This window comes from Pseudomonas sp. CP4, from assembly GCF_047758505.1.
Taxonomy (GTDB): domain Bacteria; phylum Pseudomonadota; class Gammaproteobacteria; order Pseudomonadales; family Pseudomonadaceae; genus Aquipseudomonas; species Aquipseudomonas fluorescens_AO.
Genome location: NZ_CP180489.1, coordinates 2,159,058 through 2,173,357, shown reverse-complemented (window position 1 = coordinate 2,173,357; position 14,300 = coordinate 2,159,058). Strand labels below are relative to the sequence as shown.

Genomic DNA, 14,300 nt, shown 5'->3' with positions numbered 1-14,300 from the left:
GAAAAGCGCATGAGTACTCATACTTTCAAACCCGACATGCCTCCACCCAACAGCAGCATCGGTGTGGTGGCGTGGATGCGCGCGAACATGTTCTCCAGCTGGCTCAACACCCTGCTGACGCTGTTCGCGTTTTACCTGATCTACCTGGTCGTGCCACCGATCCTGAGTTGGGCGATTGTCGATGCCAACTGGGTCGGCACCACCCGCGCCGACTGCACCAAGGAAGGCGCCTGCTGGGTGTTCATTCAGCAGCGTTTCGGCCAGTTCATGTACGGCTACTACCCGACCGAGCTGCGCTGGCGCGTGGACCTGACCGTGTGGCTGGCGGTCATTGGCGCAGCACCGCTGTTCATCTCGCGCATGCCGCGTAAAGCGGTGTACGGCCTGAGCTTCCTGGTGGTGTACCCGATCATCGCCTTCACCTTGCTGCATGGCGGTTTCGGTCTGACCACCGTGCCGACCAGTCAGTGGGGCGGCCTGATGCTGACGCTGGTGATCGCCACCGTCGGCATCGCCGGAGCATTGCCGCTGGGCATCGTGCTGGCGCTGGGGCGGCGTTCGAACATGCCGGCGATTCGTGTGGTCTGCGTGACCTTCATCGAGTTCTGGCGTGGCGTGCCGTTGATCACGGTGTTGTTCATGTCCTCGGTGATGCTGCCGCTGTTCCTGCCCGAAGGCATGAACTTCGACAAGCTGCTGCGGGCGCTGATCGGGGTGATCCTGTTCCAGTCGGCCTACGTCGCCGAAGTGGTGCGCGGTGGCCTGCAGGCGATTCCCAAAGGGCAGTACGAAGCGGCTGCCGCGATGGGCCTCGGTTACTGGCGGTCGATGGGCCTGGTGATTCTGCCCCAAGCGCTGAAGCTGGTGATCCCGGGCATCGTCAACACGTTCATTGCGCTGTTCAAGGACACCAGCCTGGTGATCATCATCGGTCTGTTCGACCTGCTCAACAGCGTCAAGCAAGCCGCCGCCGACCCGAAATGGCTGGGCATGGCCACCGAAGGCTACGTGTTTGCCGCCCTGGTGTTCTGGATTTTCTGTTTTGGTATGTCGCGCTATTCCATGCATCTGGAACGCAAGCTCGACACTGGCCACAAGCGTTAGGAGTTCTCTGTAAATGAGCGAAGCAATCAAAAAGCCTGTGGGTCCGGAAGGCATCATCCAGATGCAGGGCGTGAACAAGTGGTACGGCCAGTTTCACGTACTCAAGGACATCAACCTCAACGTCAAACAGGGCGAGCGCATCGTCCTGTGTGGCCCGTCGGGCTCCGGTAAATCCACCACGATTCGTTGCCTGAATCGTCTGGAAGAGCACCAGCAGGGCCGCATCGTCGTCGATGGCGTGGAACTGACCAACGACCTCAAGCAGATCGAAGCGATCCGCCGCGAAGTCGGCATGGTGTTTCAGCACTTCAATCTGTTCCCGCACCTGACCATTCTGCAGAATTGCACGCTGGCGCCGATGTGGGTGCGCAAGATGCCCAAGCGCAAGGCCGAAGAAATTGCCATGCACTACCTGGAACGCGTACGCATTCCGGAGCAGGCGCACAAATATCCGGGGCAACTGTCCGGCGGTCAGCAACAGCGTGTGGCGATTGCCCGCGCCCTGTGCATGAAGCCGAAAATCATGCTGTTCGACGAACCGACTTCAGCACTCGATCCGGAGATGGTGAAGGAAGTGCTCGACACCATGATCGGTCTGGCCGAAGACGGCATGACCATGCTCTGCGTGACCCACGAAATGGGCTTCGCCCGCACCGTGGCCAATCGCGTGATCTTCATGGACAAGGGCGAAATCGTTGAGCAGGCGGCGCCGAATGACTTCTTCGACAATCCGCAGAATGACCGGACCAAGTTGTTCTTGAGTCAGATTTTGCATTGATCGAAGCCTCGCAGTGAGATAAACCCGGGCTGAGTTCCCGGGTTTATTTTTTTCTGATTTTCTCAGGACACCGGTGCCGTCTCCTGCTCCGGGAAGCGCGCGGTCAGCAGCCGCCGCAAGTCAGTGCCTTCGTTCATCGCCTGTATTTCGGCGAGCAGATGAGGGTGACGATCCAGCAGGCGCATAAGATTGAACAAGGGTTGAGGCGGTGGAAGCTCGCCGCGTTCGTAGCGGGAAAAAGCGTTGTGCCCTCCACCCGATAGCAATTTGACTGCCTCTTTTTGGGTGAGATGTAATTTACGGCGGATGCGTTTCATCTCGGCGCCCATCACTTGTAAGCACTCTTCGAGCAATTTATCGCCGGCGTCGCAATAGCGTTCGGCGCTGTCAGTGTTGTTATCAAAAATGATCTCACCGCAGGCTTTGCATTCCCATCCTGCAATGTCGTGCACCCGACGTGAGACGTTTTTGTAGTCGACAGTCATACTGCGACGTTCGAAATGCTGCATCGCATCTTGGGTGCCACAGCTCATGCATTGCCGTGTATTCATAGGTTCTTCTCCTTGAAAGAGATCACGGGAGGACCGCCGTTGGGGCAGTAGGTGATTTTTATGTACAGCTCCACGTCGTAAAGTCCAATGTGGTAAACGTCCTGCCAGTCTCGGTGATTGGTGTAGCAAGTCATGGACTTGTAGAACATCCGGCGCTCCAGCAAGCAGATAGCCTGCTGCATTCGTTTCAGGTTTAACCCCATGCGTTTGCCCGAGCTCATCGCAGTTCCTGTAAAAGCTTTCGCGCCCAGCCTGATGACCTCTTGTTTCACCGCTCCCAAATCGTAATGGGGTGTGTTCTTTTCCATAAGAAGCCAAAACCCTGTCCCTGAAATTACCCTTAAAGGGTAATTTTGACCAATCGAAAATGCCGCTCCATGTGTCTCCGATTGACCCTAGGTGGTTGCCGTCCTACATGGGTCTGACTAACATGTCGGAAAATTCATCCTATGATTGGATGAAAAGGCGAGGCTCATGTCTGAAATTTCCCCTTTGATCAAGCGATCCCTGGTCGATCAGGCGCTGGAACAGCTACGCCAGCGCATCAACAGCGGTGCGTGGCGGGTCGGCGAGCGCTTGCCTACCGAGCCGGAGCTGTGTGCCGAACTGGGCATCAGCCGCAATACCGTGCGTGAGGCGATGCGTGTTCTGGCGTTCTCCGGGCTGATTGAAATTCGTCAGGGCGACGGCAGTTATCTTCGTGCGGTGGTCGATCCGCTGGATACGCTGAAAGCGTTGTCCCGCTGCTCGTTGGAGCAGGCCCGGGAGACCCGACACATCCTTGAGGTCGAGGCCATCGGCCTGGCAGCATTGCGCCGTACCGATGAGGATCTGGCGGCGCTACGCGAAGCGCTCGGCACCAGCGGCAGCCACTATCACGGTGATCTCGACACTTACATCGCCTGCGATCTGGTGTTTCATCGGCGACTGGTCGATGCCGCGCACAACCCGACCCTCAGCGAGCTGTATCGCTATTTCTCCAGCATCGTCGGCGCGCAATTGCGCCAGACCTTGAATATTTCCCCGCGCCGTCAGGACGTGTTCGACCTGCACATCGACTTGCTCGATGCGGTCGAACAACGCGACCCGGAGCGGGCCAAAGCCTTGTCGAGGCAGTTGATCAATGAACCTTGAAACCGAGAAAACCATGTCCCGCAGTGAGTTATCCACAGCGTCGAAACGTTCGCCCGAGCTGGAGGAGTTGCTGATCGATGCCGAGGCTGATGACGAGCAGGTCCAGCAAAGCCATCCGTGGGTAAAACGCCCCTGGCTGTTGCTGCTCGGGCTGATTCTGGTGGCGCTCAACCTGCGCCCGGCGTTGTCGAGCATGGCGCCATTGCTCAGCGAGGTCTCCAGAAGTCTCGGGCTGTCTGCGGCGCAGGCGGGATTGCTGACCACGTTGCCGGTGCTGTGCCTGGGCTTGTTTGCGCCGCTGGCGCCGATTCTGGCGCGGCGTTTCGGTGCTGAGCGGGTAGTGCTGGGGATTCTGCTGACACTGGCCGGCGGGATCATCTTGCGCAGCAATTTCGGCGAGATCGGCCTGTTCGCTGGAAGCGTGCTCGGCGGCGCCAGCATTGGCATTGTTGGCGTTTTGCTGCCGGGTATCGTCAAACGCGACTTCGCCAAACACGCCGGGACCATGACCGGGGTCTACACCATGGCCCTGTGCCTGGGCGCAGCGATGGCGGCGGGTTCGACCGTGCCCCTGAGTGAACACTTCGGTAACAGCTGGGCCATGGGCCTGGGCTTCTGGGTGATTCCGGCATTGGTGGCGGCGGTTTTCTGGCTGCCACAAGTCGGCTCCAAACATGGCGCACACAACGTCGCCTATCGCGTGCGCGGGTTGCTTCGTGATCCGTTGGCCTGGCAGGTGACCTTGTACATGGGCCTGCAATCGTCGCTGGCCTACATTGTGTTTGGCTGGTTGCCATCGATCCTCATCGGGCGCGGGCTGACCCCGACCCAAGCCGGATTGGTGTTGTCCGGTTCGGTGATCATTCAACTGGCCAGTTCGCTGGCTGCGCCGTGGCTGGCGACCCGTGGCAAGGATCAGCGTCTGGCGATCGTCGTGGTCATGGCGTTGACCCTGGCCGGGCTGTTCGGCTGCCTGTATGCACCTATCGAAGGTCTGTGGGGCTGGGCGATTCTGCTCGGGCTGGGGCAGGGCGGCACGTTCAGCCTGGCCCTGACCCTGATCGTGCTGCGCTCGCGTGACTCACATGTCGCGGCGAACCTGTCGAGCATGTCGCAGGGCTTTGGCTACACCCTGGCGTCGATGGGGCCGTTCGCCGTGGGCGTGGTGCATGACTGGACCGGCGGCTGGAATGCCGTCGGCTGGATTTTCGGCATCATTGGCACCGGCGCGATCATTGCCGGCCTCGGTGCCGGGCGCGCGTTGTATGTGCAGGTGCAAAGCGAAAAGATCTGAATGCACTGGGTGCAAACGTAGGAGTGAGCCTGCTCGCGAAAGCGGTGTTTCGGTCAACATAGATGTTGAATGTTGAATTGCCTTCACGAGCAGGCTCGCTCCCACAAGGGTTTTGCGTATTGCCGATAGTGTTTCTGCGCGCGGCAGATTATGGTGCTGGCAATCTGTACCTATTTCTTTGGAGACTGCCTTGAGCGAAGCCCACAGCGCCCTGATCACTCGCTTCTACCAAGCCTTTCAGCGCCTCGACGCCGAAGCCATGGCCGCCTGCTACACCGATGACGTGGTCTTCAGTGATCCGGCCTTCGGTGAACTGCGCGGGCGCGATGCCGGCGACATGTGGCGCATGCTCACCACCCGTGCCAAAGATTTTTCCCTGACTTTTGACAATGTCCGTGCCGACGAGCGCACGGGCGGCGCGCATTGGGTGGCGACTTACCTGTTCAGCCAGACCGGCAACATCGTCATCAACGATATCCAGGCCCGCTTCGTGTTCCGTGACGGCAAGATCTGTGAGCATCACGACCACTTCGATCTGTGGCGCTGGTCGCGGCAGGCGCTCGGTTTCAAAGGCCTGCTACTGGGGTGGACGCCGCTGGTGCGCAACGCCGTCCGCGCCCAGGCGCGCAAGGGACTGAAGGCATTTCAGGCCGGGCGCTGATAAGATCGCCGCCTGTTTTCCTACACGTTCAGATCCCGAAGTGACCAGTCTTAGCGAACAATCCGTCGATGCTGCCGAGCCAGTGAACAAATCCTGGTTCGTCTACCTCGTGCGTGCCGCCAATGGCTCGTTGTATTGCGGAATCAGCGACGACCCCGTTCGGCGTTTCGCCAAGCACCAGAGCGGCAAAGGCGCGCGGTTCTTTCTTTCCAGCCCGGCGATGGCGCTGGTCTACACCGAACTGTGCCGCGACAAAAGTGATGCTTTGCGCCAGGAGCGGCTGATCAAAAAGCTCAAGAAGAGCGCCAAGGAATGTCTTGTCGCGTCTTATCAATCTGACTGATTGGTTCCCATCAGCCAGATCGGTAGGCCTGTCCGGCAATGCGCGTTAAGCTGCGGATTCACTTTTCCAGCGGCGGAGCCGAGCATGTCCGAGTTGATTCTGCACCATTACCCGACCTCTCCCTTTGCCGAGAAGGCCCGCCTGCTGCTGGGCTTCAAAGGCCTGTCCTGGCGTTCGGTGCATATTTCCCCGGTGATGCCGAAACCGGATCTGACCGCGTTGACCGGTGGCTACCGCAAGACCCCTGTGTTGCAGATCGGTGCTGACATCTATTGCGACACCGCACTGATCGCTCGACGCCTGGAACAGCAAAAAGCCCTGCCGGCGTTCTTCCCCGAAGGCCAGGAAATGACCAGCGCCAGTTTTGCGGCGTGGGCTGATTCGGTGGTGTTCCAGCACGCGGTGAGCCTGGTGTTCCAGCCAGAATCAGTGGCAGTGCGTTTCGGCAAATTGCCGCCGGAAGCGATCAAGGCTTTTCTGGCCGACCGTGCCGGTCTGTTCAGCGGTGGCAGCGCTACGCGTCTGTCCGCCGAGCAGGCCAAACATCAATGGCCGACGATCATGGCGCGTCTGGAGCAGCAGTTGCAGCGCGAGCAGGATGACTTCCTCTTCGGCGAACCGTCGATTGCCGACTTCGCCCTGGCGCATCCGCTGTGGTTTCTCAAGGCGACCCACGTGACGGCGCCGCTGGTGGATGACTATCCGGGAGTTGCGGCGTGGCTGGGTCGAGTGTTGGGATTCGGCCATGGCGCAGCGAGCGAGATGTCTTCCGTCGAGGCACTGGAAGTCGCGCGTAACGCGACGCCAGCGGCATTGCCGAATGAGCAGTTCGTTGATCCGAATGGCTTCAAGGCGGGCCAGCAAGTGGCGATTGCCGCTATCGACTACGGCGTCGACCCGGTGGTAGGCGAGCTGCTGTTTGCTGGCAGTGAAGAGCTGATCATTCGCCGCGAAGACGAACGTGGCGGCGTGGTGCATGTGCACTTCCCGCGCTTCGGCTTCCGTATCGAAGCACGCTGATTTATCAAGTCAGCTGCAAAACCTGTGGGAGCGAGCCTGCTCGCGAAGACGATGGATCATTCAACATTGTCGTTGGCTGATGCAGCGCTTTCGCGAGCAGGCTCGCTCCCACAGTGGATTATTTCAGGGCAGCGAGGATTTCTTCCGGATCAAACCCGCGAATCAACGTGCCATTGACGTCGATCAACGGTATCCCACGCCCACCCAATGCCTCATACGCCTTGCGCGCGTCGGCGTCCTTCTCGATGTCGAACTCCTTGAACGGAATGCCCTTGCTGTCGAGAAAGCGTTTGGTCTGTTTGCAGTAGCCGCACCAGTCGGTAGCGTAGAGCACGACATTGGCCTGCGCCCGCTTCTGCTCCGAAACCATTTGCGCGGGATTGAAGAGCCGCTCGATCTTGCCCCAGTTCTGATAGACCACGACCACCAGCAGCACCAGGACGACTTTTTTCAGCACATTGCCGAGCATCAGTTGCGCCGCTTCAACTGATCGGTCAGCGAAGTCGGCAGGCCCTTGATGATCAAGGTGCCGTTCTCTTCGTCGTACTCGATCTTCGAACCCAGCAGGTGCGCTTCGAAGCTGATCGACAGGCCTTCGGCGCGGCCGGTGAAACGGCGGAATTGGTTGAGGGTGCGCTTGTCTGCCGGAATCTCTGGCGACAGGCCGTAATCCTTGTTGCGGATGTGATCGTAGAAAGCTTTCGGACGTTCTTCGTCGATCAGCTCCGACAATTCTTCCAGGCCCATCGGTTCGCCGAGTTTGGCCTGGCTGCTGGCATAGTCGACCAGGGTCTTGGTTTTTTCGCGGGCCGAGTCTTCCGGCAGATCTTCGCTCTCGACAAAGTCGCTGAAGGCCTTGAGCAGGGTGCGCGTCTCGCCGGGGCCGTCGACCCCTTCCTGGCAGCCGATGAAGTCGCGGAAGTATTCCGAGACCTTCTTGCCATTCTTGCCCTTGATGAACGAAATGTACTGCTTGGATTGTTTGTTGTTCTGCCACTCGGAGACGTTGATCCGCGCTGCCAGATGCAACTGGCCCAGATCGAGATGGCGCGACGGCGTTACGTCGAGCTCGTCGGTTACTGCCACGCCTTCGCTGTGGTGCAGCAGGGCGATCGCCAGGTAATCGGTCATGCCTTGTTGATAGTGGGCGAACAGCACATGGCCGCCCACCGACAGGTTGGATTCTTCCATCAGCTTCTGCAGGTGCTCGACCGCCACTTTGCTGAACGCGGTGAAGTCACGGCCGCCTTCCATGTACTCCTTCAGCCAGCCGCTGAAGGGGAACGCGCCGGATTCCGGGTGGAACAGGCCCCAGGCTTTGCCCTGTTTGGCGTTGTAGCTTTCATTGAGGTCGGCGAGCATGTTTTCGATGGCTGCGGACTCGGCCAGTTCAGAGTCACGAGCGTGCAGAACTGCAGGCGTGCCGTCGGGTTTTTTGTCGATCAGGTGGACGATGCAATGACGGATCGGCATGGGCTTCTCGGCTGTTGGAAGGGAGGAGGGCAGGCTCCCCCGAAAAAGCGCTCAGTGTACCGCAACCACTGGTTTTGGCGGGGGGCGAAGGGCAAAACCGGGGCAAGAGGCCGGCCTTATGCGGTTTTTTACCGATTTAGCGCAATAAAGCTGACCAAATGGGTAGCTAGAGGCGGATATTTCCTTGTCGCTGTGCTAGTTTTGCCCGGTCTTGCGCGAAGTCACTGCGTTAAGCGTGCATTCAGCATTTGTCAGGTCGAACCAAACCCTGATTTCGGCATCTATAACCCGACTCGTCGTGGTTATCGCCGAGGGTGCCAGATCCAGAAGATCGGGCTCGATGGCTGACACTGCACTCTGCAATCCATATGAATTTGATAGGGAAGGAACACTACATGGCTCTTACTAAAGACCAACTGATCGCCGACATCGCTGAAGCTATCGACGCGCCGAAAACCACCGCGCGTAACGCTCTGGACCAACTGGGCCAAATCGTTGCCGATCAGCTGGAAAACGGCGGCGAAATCACCTTGCCAGGTATCGGCAAGCTGAAAGTGACCGAGCGTCCTGCCCGCACTGGCCGTAACCCTTCGACTGGCGCTGCCATCGAAATCCCTGCAAAGAAAGTGATCAAGCTGGTTGTGGCCAAAGGCCTGACCGACGCTGTGAACAAGTAAGACGCAGCGATAAAAAAAACCGTGCTTCGGAGTGATCCGGGGCACGGTTTTTTTGTGTCTGTGATTTGACGACTGACTCATGAATGCCATAAACCATTGTGGGAGCGAGCTTGCTCGCGAAAGCAGTGTGTCAGTCAACTTCAATGTCACTGATATACCGCATTCGCGAGCAAGCTCGCTCCCACAGGGGACCTGCTGTGTCTTAGCGAACCCAGCGCTCACGCCGCCAGATCTGCTGCTCGGACTTGGTCTGGAATGTCCAGGCGACAAAGCGGCTCTGCTTCTGCCCCTGCGACATCTCCACGACCTGGCTTTCCAGCACGCCGGCCTTCTTCAGTGCTGTCTCGATGGCCGGCAGGTTCGATGCCTTCGACACAAGTGTGCTGAACCACAACACCTTGTGCTGGAAGTTCGCGCTTTCGGCGATCAGCTGCGTCACAAACCGCGCTTCACCGCCTTCACACCACAGCTCGGCCGATTGTCCGCCGAAGTTCAACACCGGCAGCTTGCGTTTCGGATCAGCCTTGCCCAGAGCACGCCACTTGCGCTCGCTGCCCTTGGTCGCCTCTTCCATGGAGGCGTGGAACGGCGGGTTGCACATGGTCAGGTCGAAACGCTCGCCCGGCTCGAGCAAGCCTATGAGGATGTGCTTGCGGTTTTCCTGCTGACGCAGCTGGATGACCTTGCTCAGATCGTTGGACTGCACGATGGCTCGGGCCGCCGCCACGGCTGTCGGATCGATCTCCGAGCCGAGGAAATGCCAGCGGTATTCGCTGTTGCCGATCAGCGGATAAACGCAGTTGGCGCCCATGCCGATGTCCAGCACATTGACGATCGCACCGCGCGGCACCTTGCCATCGTTCATGCTCGCCAGCAGGTCAGCGAGAAAGTGTACGTAATCGGCACGCCCCGGAACCGGAGGGCAGAGGTAGTCCGCCGGAATATCCCAATGCTGGATGCCATAGAACGCCTTGAGCAGCGCCCGGTTGAACACGCGCACCGCATCGGGGCTGGCGAAGTCGATGCTTTCCTTGCCGTACGGATTGGTGATCACGTATTTGGCCAGTTCCGGCATGGTCTTGATCAGCGCCGGGAAGTCGTAACGACCCTGATGGCGATTGCGCGGATGCAGGCTGGCCTTCTCGCGCGGCTCGACGGCTTTGCTCGGGGATGCGGCGTCAGGCTTCTTGCGCGCAGGTTTGGGTGTGCGGGGGGCAGTCATGGGCGTGGTCGATTCGGGTATGGCTGAAAGTGGCGGGTATTGTCCCACATTGTTCAGCGATAGCGTTTGCTTATGCGTAAACGGTCTAAAATACTGTCATATTTGACAGTGTGTATTGTCGTTCTATTCAAGTTCACTGTCAGGGCAATCCTAAACAACGCAGCCGTCCAAAACTAATCAATTTAAAGTTAAGGAAAACACTCATGACACAATCAATTACGTTTCCCGGTGCAGATTCCGGGATGATCAATTGCGATTCGAAACCGCAACAGGGAATCGAGGTCAAAGTCGCCTTGCCAGGAGCTCAGGTCGGCTCGCCGTGGGAGCTTGTATGGGAGGGATTTAGAGATGCAGAACTTACGCAGCCGGTAGAGGGAACGCAGACACCACCGCTCAAAGGCTTTGTCACGGCAACAGACACGACCGAAGGCTTAAAAAGAACGATTGGCGATTATTTTCTTCACATCAGACCCATTCGAACAGGATGGGGAAAAGTGTCTTTCACGCTCAATCGCGGCAATCCACAGCACGAGAGCATTCACGTGGACTTAATCAATGCTGCGGGGGAATATTGCGAAGAAGCCCTAGGGAAGTGAAGGGTTGAAAGCAGGATGAAACAAAGGGAGGCCATTGCGGCCTCCCTCTTTCAATGCGATCTGCCGTTAAAGGCTGGCAATCCTCGCGTGCTGCTCGGCCAGTTTGCCCAGGGCCTGTTCGGCCTCGGCCAGTTTGGCGCGTTCCTTCTCGATGACTTCGGCCGGGGCCTTGTCGACGAAACCTGCGTTGGACAGTTTGCCGCCAACCCGCTGGACTTCACCCTGCAGACGCAGGATTTCCTTGTCCAGACGTGCCAGTTCGGCACCCTTGTCGATCAGGCCGGCCATTGGCACCAGCACTTCCATCTCGCCCACCAGTGCGGTGGCGGACAGCGGTGCCTCTTCGCCAGGGCCGAGTACGGTGATCGATTCCAGACGCGCCAGCTTCTTCAGCAGCGCTTCGTTCTCGGTCAGCCGGCGCTGGTCGTCAGCGCTGACGTTCTTCAGGAAGATCGGCAGTGGCTTGCCCGGGCCGATGTTCATCTCGCCACGAATGTTGCGCGTGCCGAGCATCAGTTCCTTGAGCCATTCGATGTCGTTTTCCGCCGCCGGATCGATGCGCTCTTCATTGGCCACCGGCCAAGGCTGCAGCATGATCGTCTTGCCCTGAATGCCGGCCAGCGGCGCAATGCGCTGCCAGATTTCTTCAGTGATGAACGGCATGAACGGATGCGCCAGTCGCAGCGCCACTTCCAGTACGCGCACCAGTGTACGGCGAGTGCCACGCTGACGTTCTACGGGCGCGTTCTCGTCCCACAGCACTGGCTTGGACAATTCCAGATACCAGTCGCAGTACTGGTTCCAGATGAACTCGTACAACGCTTGCGCGGCGAGGTCGAAACGGAATTGATCCAGTTGACGGGTCACTTCGGCTTCGGTGCGTTGCAGCTGCGAGATGATCCAGCGATCGGCCAGCGACAGCTCGTAAGCTTCGCCGTTCTGGCCGCAATCTTCGCCCTTGTCCAGAACGTAACGCGCGGCGTTCCAGATCTTGTTGCAGAAGTTGCGATAGCCTTCGACGCGACCCATGTCGAACTTGATGTCGCGACCGGTCGAGGCCAGCGAGCAGAAGGTAAAGCGCAGGGCGTCGGTGCCGTAGCTTTCGATGCCATTGGCGAATTCTTCGCGGGTGGCTTTCTCGATCTTCTTCGCCAGTTTCGGTTGCATCAGGCCCGAGGTGCGCTTCTGCACCAGGGTTTCCAGGTCGATGCCGTCGATGATGTCCAGCGGGTCAAGGACGTTGCCCTTGGACTTGGACATCTTCTGGCCCTGGCCGTCGCGTACCAGACCGTGTACGTACACAGTCTTGAACGGAACCTGCGGCGTGCCGTCTTCGTTCTTCATCAGGTGCATGGTCATCATGATCATCCGGGCAACCCAGAAGAAAATGATGTCGAAACCGGTGACCAGCACGTCGGTGGAGTGGAATTTCTTCAGGAACTCGGTCTGCTCAGGCCAGCCCAGCGTGGAGAATGTCCACAGGCCGGAACTGAACCAGGTGTCGAGTACGTCGTTGTCCTGTTGCAGTGCAACGTCCGCGCCGAGGTTGTGCTTGGCCCGCACTTCGGCTTCGTCGCGACCGACGTAGACCTTGCCCGACTCGTCGTACCAGGCCGGAATGCGGTGGCCCCACCACAGCTGACGGCTGATGCACCAGTCCTGGATGTCGCGCATCCACGAGAAGTACATGTTTTCGTACTGCTTGGGCACGAACTGGATGCGGCCGTCTTCAACAGCGGCGATAGCAGGCTCGGCCAGTGGCTTGGTCGACACGTACCACTGGTCGGTCAGCCACGGCTCGATGACCGTGCCGGAGCGATCGCCTTTCGGCGTTTTCAGATTGTGATCGTTGACGCTCACCAGCAGGCCGGCAGCGTCGAACGCGGCGACGATCTGCTTGCGCGCTTCGAAACGCTCCAGCCCGGCGAACTCGGCCGGAATCTTGCCGTCAATGCTCTCGTTCAGCGTGCCGTCGAGGTTGAATACCTGTGCAGCAGGCAGCACGTTGGCGTTCTTGTCGAAGATGTTCAGCAGCGGCAGGTTGTGGCGCTTGCCGACTTCGTAGTCGTTGAAATCGTGGGCCGGGGTGATTTTCACGCAGCCGGTGCCGAATTCAGGGTCGCAGTAATCGTCGGCGATGATCGGGATGCGGCGGCCAACCAGTGGCAGCTCGACGAATTTGCCGATCAGGGCTTTGTAGCGCTCGTCGTTCGGGTTAACCGCGACGGCGGAGTCGCCGAGCATGGTTTCCGGACGGGTGGTGGCGACGATCAGGAAGTCATTGCCCTCGGCGGTTTTCACGCCGTCAGCCAATGGGTATTTCAGGTTCCACAGGAAGCCTTTCTCTTCGTGGTTTTCCACTTCGAGGTCGGAAATCGCCGTGTGCAGTTTGGTGTCCCAGTTGACCAGACGCTTGCCGCGATAGATCAGGCCGTCTTCATGCAGACGCACGAAGGCTTCCTTGACCGCTTCCGAGAGACCGTCGTCCATGGTGAAGCGCTCGCGGCTCCAGTCGACGGACGAGCCGAGGCGGCGGATCTGCCGGCTGATGTTGCCACCGGACTGATCTTTCCATTCCCAGACTTTCTCAAGGAATTTTTCCCGGCCCAGATCGTGACGATTCTGGCCCTGGGCTTCGAGTTGGCGCTCCACCAGCATCTGCGTGGCGATACCGGCGTGGTCGGTGCCCGGCTGCCACAGGGTGTCGCGACCCTGCATGCGGCGGAAACGGATCAGTGCGTCCATGATTGCGTTGTTGAAGCCGTGACCCATGTGCAGGCTGCCGGTGACGTTCGGCGGCGGGATCATGATGGTGTAGGACTCGCCCGCGCCTTGCGGGGCGAAGTAGTTCTCGGACTCCCAGGTCTTGTACCAGGAAGTTTCAATGGCGTGCGGCTGGTAGGTCTTATCCATGCGCGGCGGGACCCTATTGGCATTTATTCAGGAAAAGCCGGGAAGTATAGCCGTGGGGACAGCCACAAGCCACAAGCTGCAAGCTTCAAGAGGAGCGCGGCGGATTTGCTTTGGCTTTGGCTTGCAGCTTAAAGCTTGCCGCTTGCAGCTGCGGCGAGCAGCCGCTCCATCCGCGCATCGAGGCGGCGTTTGATTTCGGTTTCGATGTGCGGGGCGAAGTCGTCGATCACGTCTTGCATGATCAGTTGCGCAGCGGCGCGCAGTTCGCGGTCCAGGTGGAGGAGGGCGTCCGGGCCTTTATCGACCGGGGCGGCAACCTGGGCAGCCGGGGCCGGCGTTGGTTCTTGTTCGACCGCCGCCGGCTCATTGCTGACGGAATCGAACAGCATCGGAATCTGTTCCTGTTCGCTGTCATCGACCGTATCGGTCAACAGCGGTGGTTGCAGGTTGTCATCGCCGAGCAACTGACGGATCGATTCGAGATCGTCCAGCAGATGCGTGGCCTTTTGTTGCGGTTTCGGAGTGTCCATTGGA

General features: G+C 59.0%; 16 protein-coding genes. 9 read left to right on the top strand and 7 right to left on the bottom strand.

Going from position 1 to position 14,300, the window contains the following annotated elements; genetic code table 11:
* Positions 1-9: 9 nt before the first annotated feature.
* On the top strand, positions 10-1,104 hold the full coding sequence (locus ACMYUN_RS09770; RefSeq protein WP_039759200.1) for an amino acid ABC transporter permease: 1,095 nt from the start codon (positions 10-12) through the stop codon (positions 1,102-1,104).
* A gap of 13 nt (positions 1,105-1,117) precedes the next feature.
* Positions 1,118-1,882: an amino acid ABC transporter ATP-binding protein gene (locus ACMYUN_RS09765; protein ID WP_016771581.1), complete on the top strand. Its 765-nt coding sequence runs from the start codon at positions 1,118-1,120 to the stop codon at positions 1,880-1,882.
* Between the two features lie 62 nt (positions 1,883-1,944).
* On the opposite strand, the gene ACMYUN_RS09760 is transcribed toward ACMYUN_RS09765, so the two are convergent.
* Positions 1,945-2,433, bottom strand: a complete 489-nt coding sequence (locus ACMYUN_RS09760) for a type II toxin-antitoxin system MqsA family antitoxin (RefSeq protein ID WP_129999870.1) — start codon at positions 2,431-2,433, stop codon at positions 1,945-1,947.
* A complete protein-coding gene (locus tag ACMYUN_RS09755; RefSeq protein ID WP_039759197.1) occupies positions 2,430-2,741 on the bottom strand; it encodes a type II toxin-antitoxin system MqsR family toxin in 312 nt (103 codons plus the stop codon). Before ACMYUN_RS09755 ends, ACMYUN_RS09760 begins: the two co-directional genes overlap by 4 nt.
* Positions 2,742-2,907: 166 nt before the next feature.
* Here ACMYUN_RS09755 and ACMYUN_RS09750 point away from each other — a divergent pair, with 166 nt between their 5' ends.
* From ACMYUN_RS09750 to ACMYUN_RS09730, 5 genes are all read left to right on the top strand, one after another.
* Positions 2,908-3,567, top strand: coding sequence for a FadR/GntR family transcriptional regulator (locus ACMYUN_RS09750; RefSeq protein WP_415763580.1), 660 nt, complete (start codon positions 2,908-2,910; stop codon positions 3,565-3,567).
* The gene (locus ACMYUN_RS09745; protein ID WP_415763579.1) at positions 3,557-4,861 is read left to right on the top strand and encodes a CynX/NimT family MFS transporter; all 1,305 of its coding nucleotides are present in this window, start codon (positions 3,557-3,559) and stop codon (positions 4,859-4,861) included. Before ACMYUN_RS09750 ends, ACMYUN_RS09745 begins: the two co-directional genes overlap by 11 nt.
* A gap of 190 nt (positions 4,862-5,051) precedes the next feature.
* Positions 5,052-5,522 carry a nuclear transport factor 2 family protein gene (locus ACMYUN_RS09740; RefSeq protein WP_076565988.1) on the top strand — a complete coding sequence of 157 codons (471 nt, stop codon included), beginning with the start codon at positions 5,052-5,054 and terminating at the stop codon, positions 5,520-5,522.
* A 40-nt stretch (positions 5,523-5,562) separates the two neighbouring features.
* Complete coding sequence (locus ACMYUN_RS09735) at positions 5,563-5,865, top strand: GIY-YIG nuclease family protein (protein ID WP_415763578.1); 303 nt, start codon at positions 5,563-5,565, stop codon at positions 5,863-5,865.
* A gap of 84 nt (positions 5,866-5,949) precedes the next feature.
* Positions 5,950-6,885 (top strand): glutathione S-transferase family protein, encoded by a 936-nt coding sequence (locus ACMYUN_RS09730; RefSeq protein ID WP_415763577.1) that lies wholly within the window; start codon positions 5,950-5,952, stop codon positions 6,883-6,885.
* Positions 6,886-7,003: 118 nt separating this feature from the next.
* On the opposite strand, the gene ACMYUN_RS09725 is transcribed toward ACMYUN_RS09730, so the two are convergent.
* Both ACMYUN_RS09725 and yejK read right to left on the bottom strand, forming a co-directional pair.
* Positions 7,004-7,354, bottom strand: a complete 351-nt coding sequence (locus ACMYUN_RS09725; RefSeq protein WP_039759186.1) for a glutaredoxin family protein — start codon at positions 7,352-7,354, stop codon at positions 7,004-7,006.
* Positions 7,354-8,358: a nucleoid-associated protein YejK gene (gene yejK, locus ACMYUN_RS09720; RefSeq protein ID WP_039759184.1), complete on the bottom strand. Its 1,005-nt coding sequence runs from the start codon at positions 8,356-8,358 to the stop codon at positions 7,354-7,356. The genes ACMYUN_RS09725 and yejK overlap by 1 nt, the downstream gene beginning before the upstream one ends.
* Positions 8,359-8,753: 395 nt before the next feature.
* Here yejK and ACMYUN_RS09715 point away from each other — a divergent pair, with 395 nt between their 5' ends.
* On the top strand, positions 8,754-9,035 hold the full coding sequence (locus tag ACMYUN_RS09715) for an HU family DNA-binding protein (protein WP_003221909.1): 282 nt from the start codon (positions 8,754-8,756) through the stop codon (positions 9,033-9,035).
* Positions 9,036-9,237: 202 nt separating this feature from the next.
* Here ACMYUN_RS09715 and rlmF read toward each other — a convergent pair whose 3' ends face one another.
* A complete protein-coding gene (rlmF, locus tag ACMYUN_RS09710) occupies positions 9,238-10,257 on the bottom strand; it encodes a 23S rRNA (adenine(1618)-N(6))-methyltransferase RlmF (protein WP_415763576.1) in 1,020 nt (339 codons plus the stop codon).
* Between the two features lie 203 nt (positions 10,258-10,460).
* Here rlmF and ACMYUN_RS09705 point away from each other — a divergent pair, with 203 nt between their 5' ends.
* Positions 10,461-10,853, top strand: coding sequence for a hypothetical protein (locus tag ACMYUN_RS09705; protein ID WP_415763575.1), 393 nt, complete (start codon positions 10,461-10,463; stop codon positions 10,851-10,853).
* A 66-nt stretch (positions 10,854-10,919) separates the two neighbouring features.
* On the opposite strand, the gene ACMYUN_RS09700 is transcribed toward ACMYUN_RS09705, so the two are convergent.
* Positions 10,920-13,766 (bottom strand): valine--tRNA ligase, encoded by a 2,847-nt coding sequence (locus tag ACMYUN_RS09700; RefSeq protein WP_415763574.1) that lies wholly within the window; start codon positions 13,764-13,766, stop codon positions 10,920-10,922.
* Between the two features lie 128 nt (positions 13,767-13,894).
* Positions 13,895-14,296: a hypothetical protein gene (locus tag ACMYUN_RS09695; RefSeq protein WP_039759176.1), complete on the bottom strand. Its 402-nt coding sequence runs from the start codon at positions 14,294-14,296 to the stop codon at positions 13,895-13,897.
* Positions 14,297-14,300 lie beyond the last annotated feature (4 nt).

Excerpts from the sequence above, each read along its gene's own strand:
- ACMYUN_RS09705 (WP_415763575.1), top strand. The coding sequence starts at position 10,461 with ATGACACAATCAATTACGTTTCCCGGTGCAGATTCCGGGATGATCAAT.
- yejK (WP_039759184.1), bottom strand. The coding sequence starts at position 8,358 with ATGCCGATCCGTCATTGCATCGTCCACCTGATCGACAAAAAACCCGAC.
- ACMYUN_RS09695 (WP_039759176.1), bottom strand. The coding sequence starts at position 14,296 with ATGGACACTCCGAAACCGCAACAAAAGGCCACGCATCTGCTGGACGAT.
- ACMYUN_RS09730 (WP_415763577.1), top strand. The coding sequence starts at position 5,950 with ATGTCCGAGTTGATTCTGCACCATTACCCGACCTCTCCCTTTGCCGAG.
- ACMYUN_RS09750 (WP_415763580.1), top strand. The coding sequence starts at position 2,908 with ATGTCTGAAATTTCCCCTTTGATCAAGCGATCCCTGGTCGATCAGGCG.
- rlmF (WP_415763576.1), bottom strand. The coding sequence starts at position 10,257 with ATGACTGCCCCCCGCACACCCAAACCTGCGCGCAAGAAGCCTGACGCC.
- ACMYUN_RS09700 (WP_415763574.1), bottom strand. The coding sequence starts at position 13,766 with ATGGATAAGACCTACCAGCCGCACGCCATTGAAACTTCCTGGTACAAG.
- ACMYUN_RS09755 (WP_039759197.1), bottom strand. The coding sequence starts at position 2,741 with ATGGAAAAGAACACACCCCATTACGATTTGGGAGCGGTGAAACAAGAG.
- ACMYUN_RS09725 (WP_039759186.1), bottom strand. The coding sequence starts at position 7,354 with ATGCTCGGCAATGTGCTGAAAAAAGTCGTCCTGGTGCTGCTGGTGGTC.
- ACMYUN_RS09770 (WP_039759200.1), top strand. The coding sequence starts at position 10 with ATGAGTACTCATACTTTCAAACCCGACATGCCTCCACCCAACAGCAGC.
- ACMYUN_RS09715 (WP_003221909.1), top strand. The coding sequence starts at position 8,754 with ATGGCTCTTACTAAAGACCAACTGATCGCCGACATCGCTGAAGCTATC.
- ACMYUN_RS09745 (WP_415763579.1), top strand. The coding sequence starts at position 3,557 with ATGAACCTTGAAACCGAGAAAACCATGTCCCGCAGTGAGTTATCCACA.
- ACMYUN_RS09765 (WP_016771581.1), top strand. The coding sequence starts at position 1,118 with ATGAGCGAAGCAATCAAAAAGCCTGTGGGTCCGGAAGGCATCATCCAG.
- ACMYUN_RS09760 (WP_129999870.1), bottom strand. The coding sequence starts at position 2,433 with ATGAATACACGGCAATGCATGAGCTGTGGCACCCAAGATGCGATGCAG.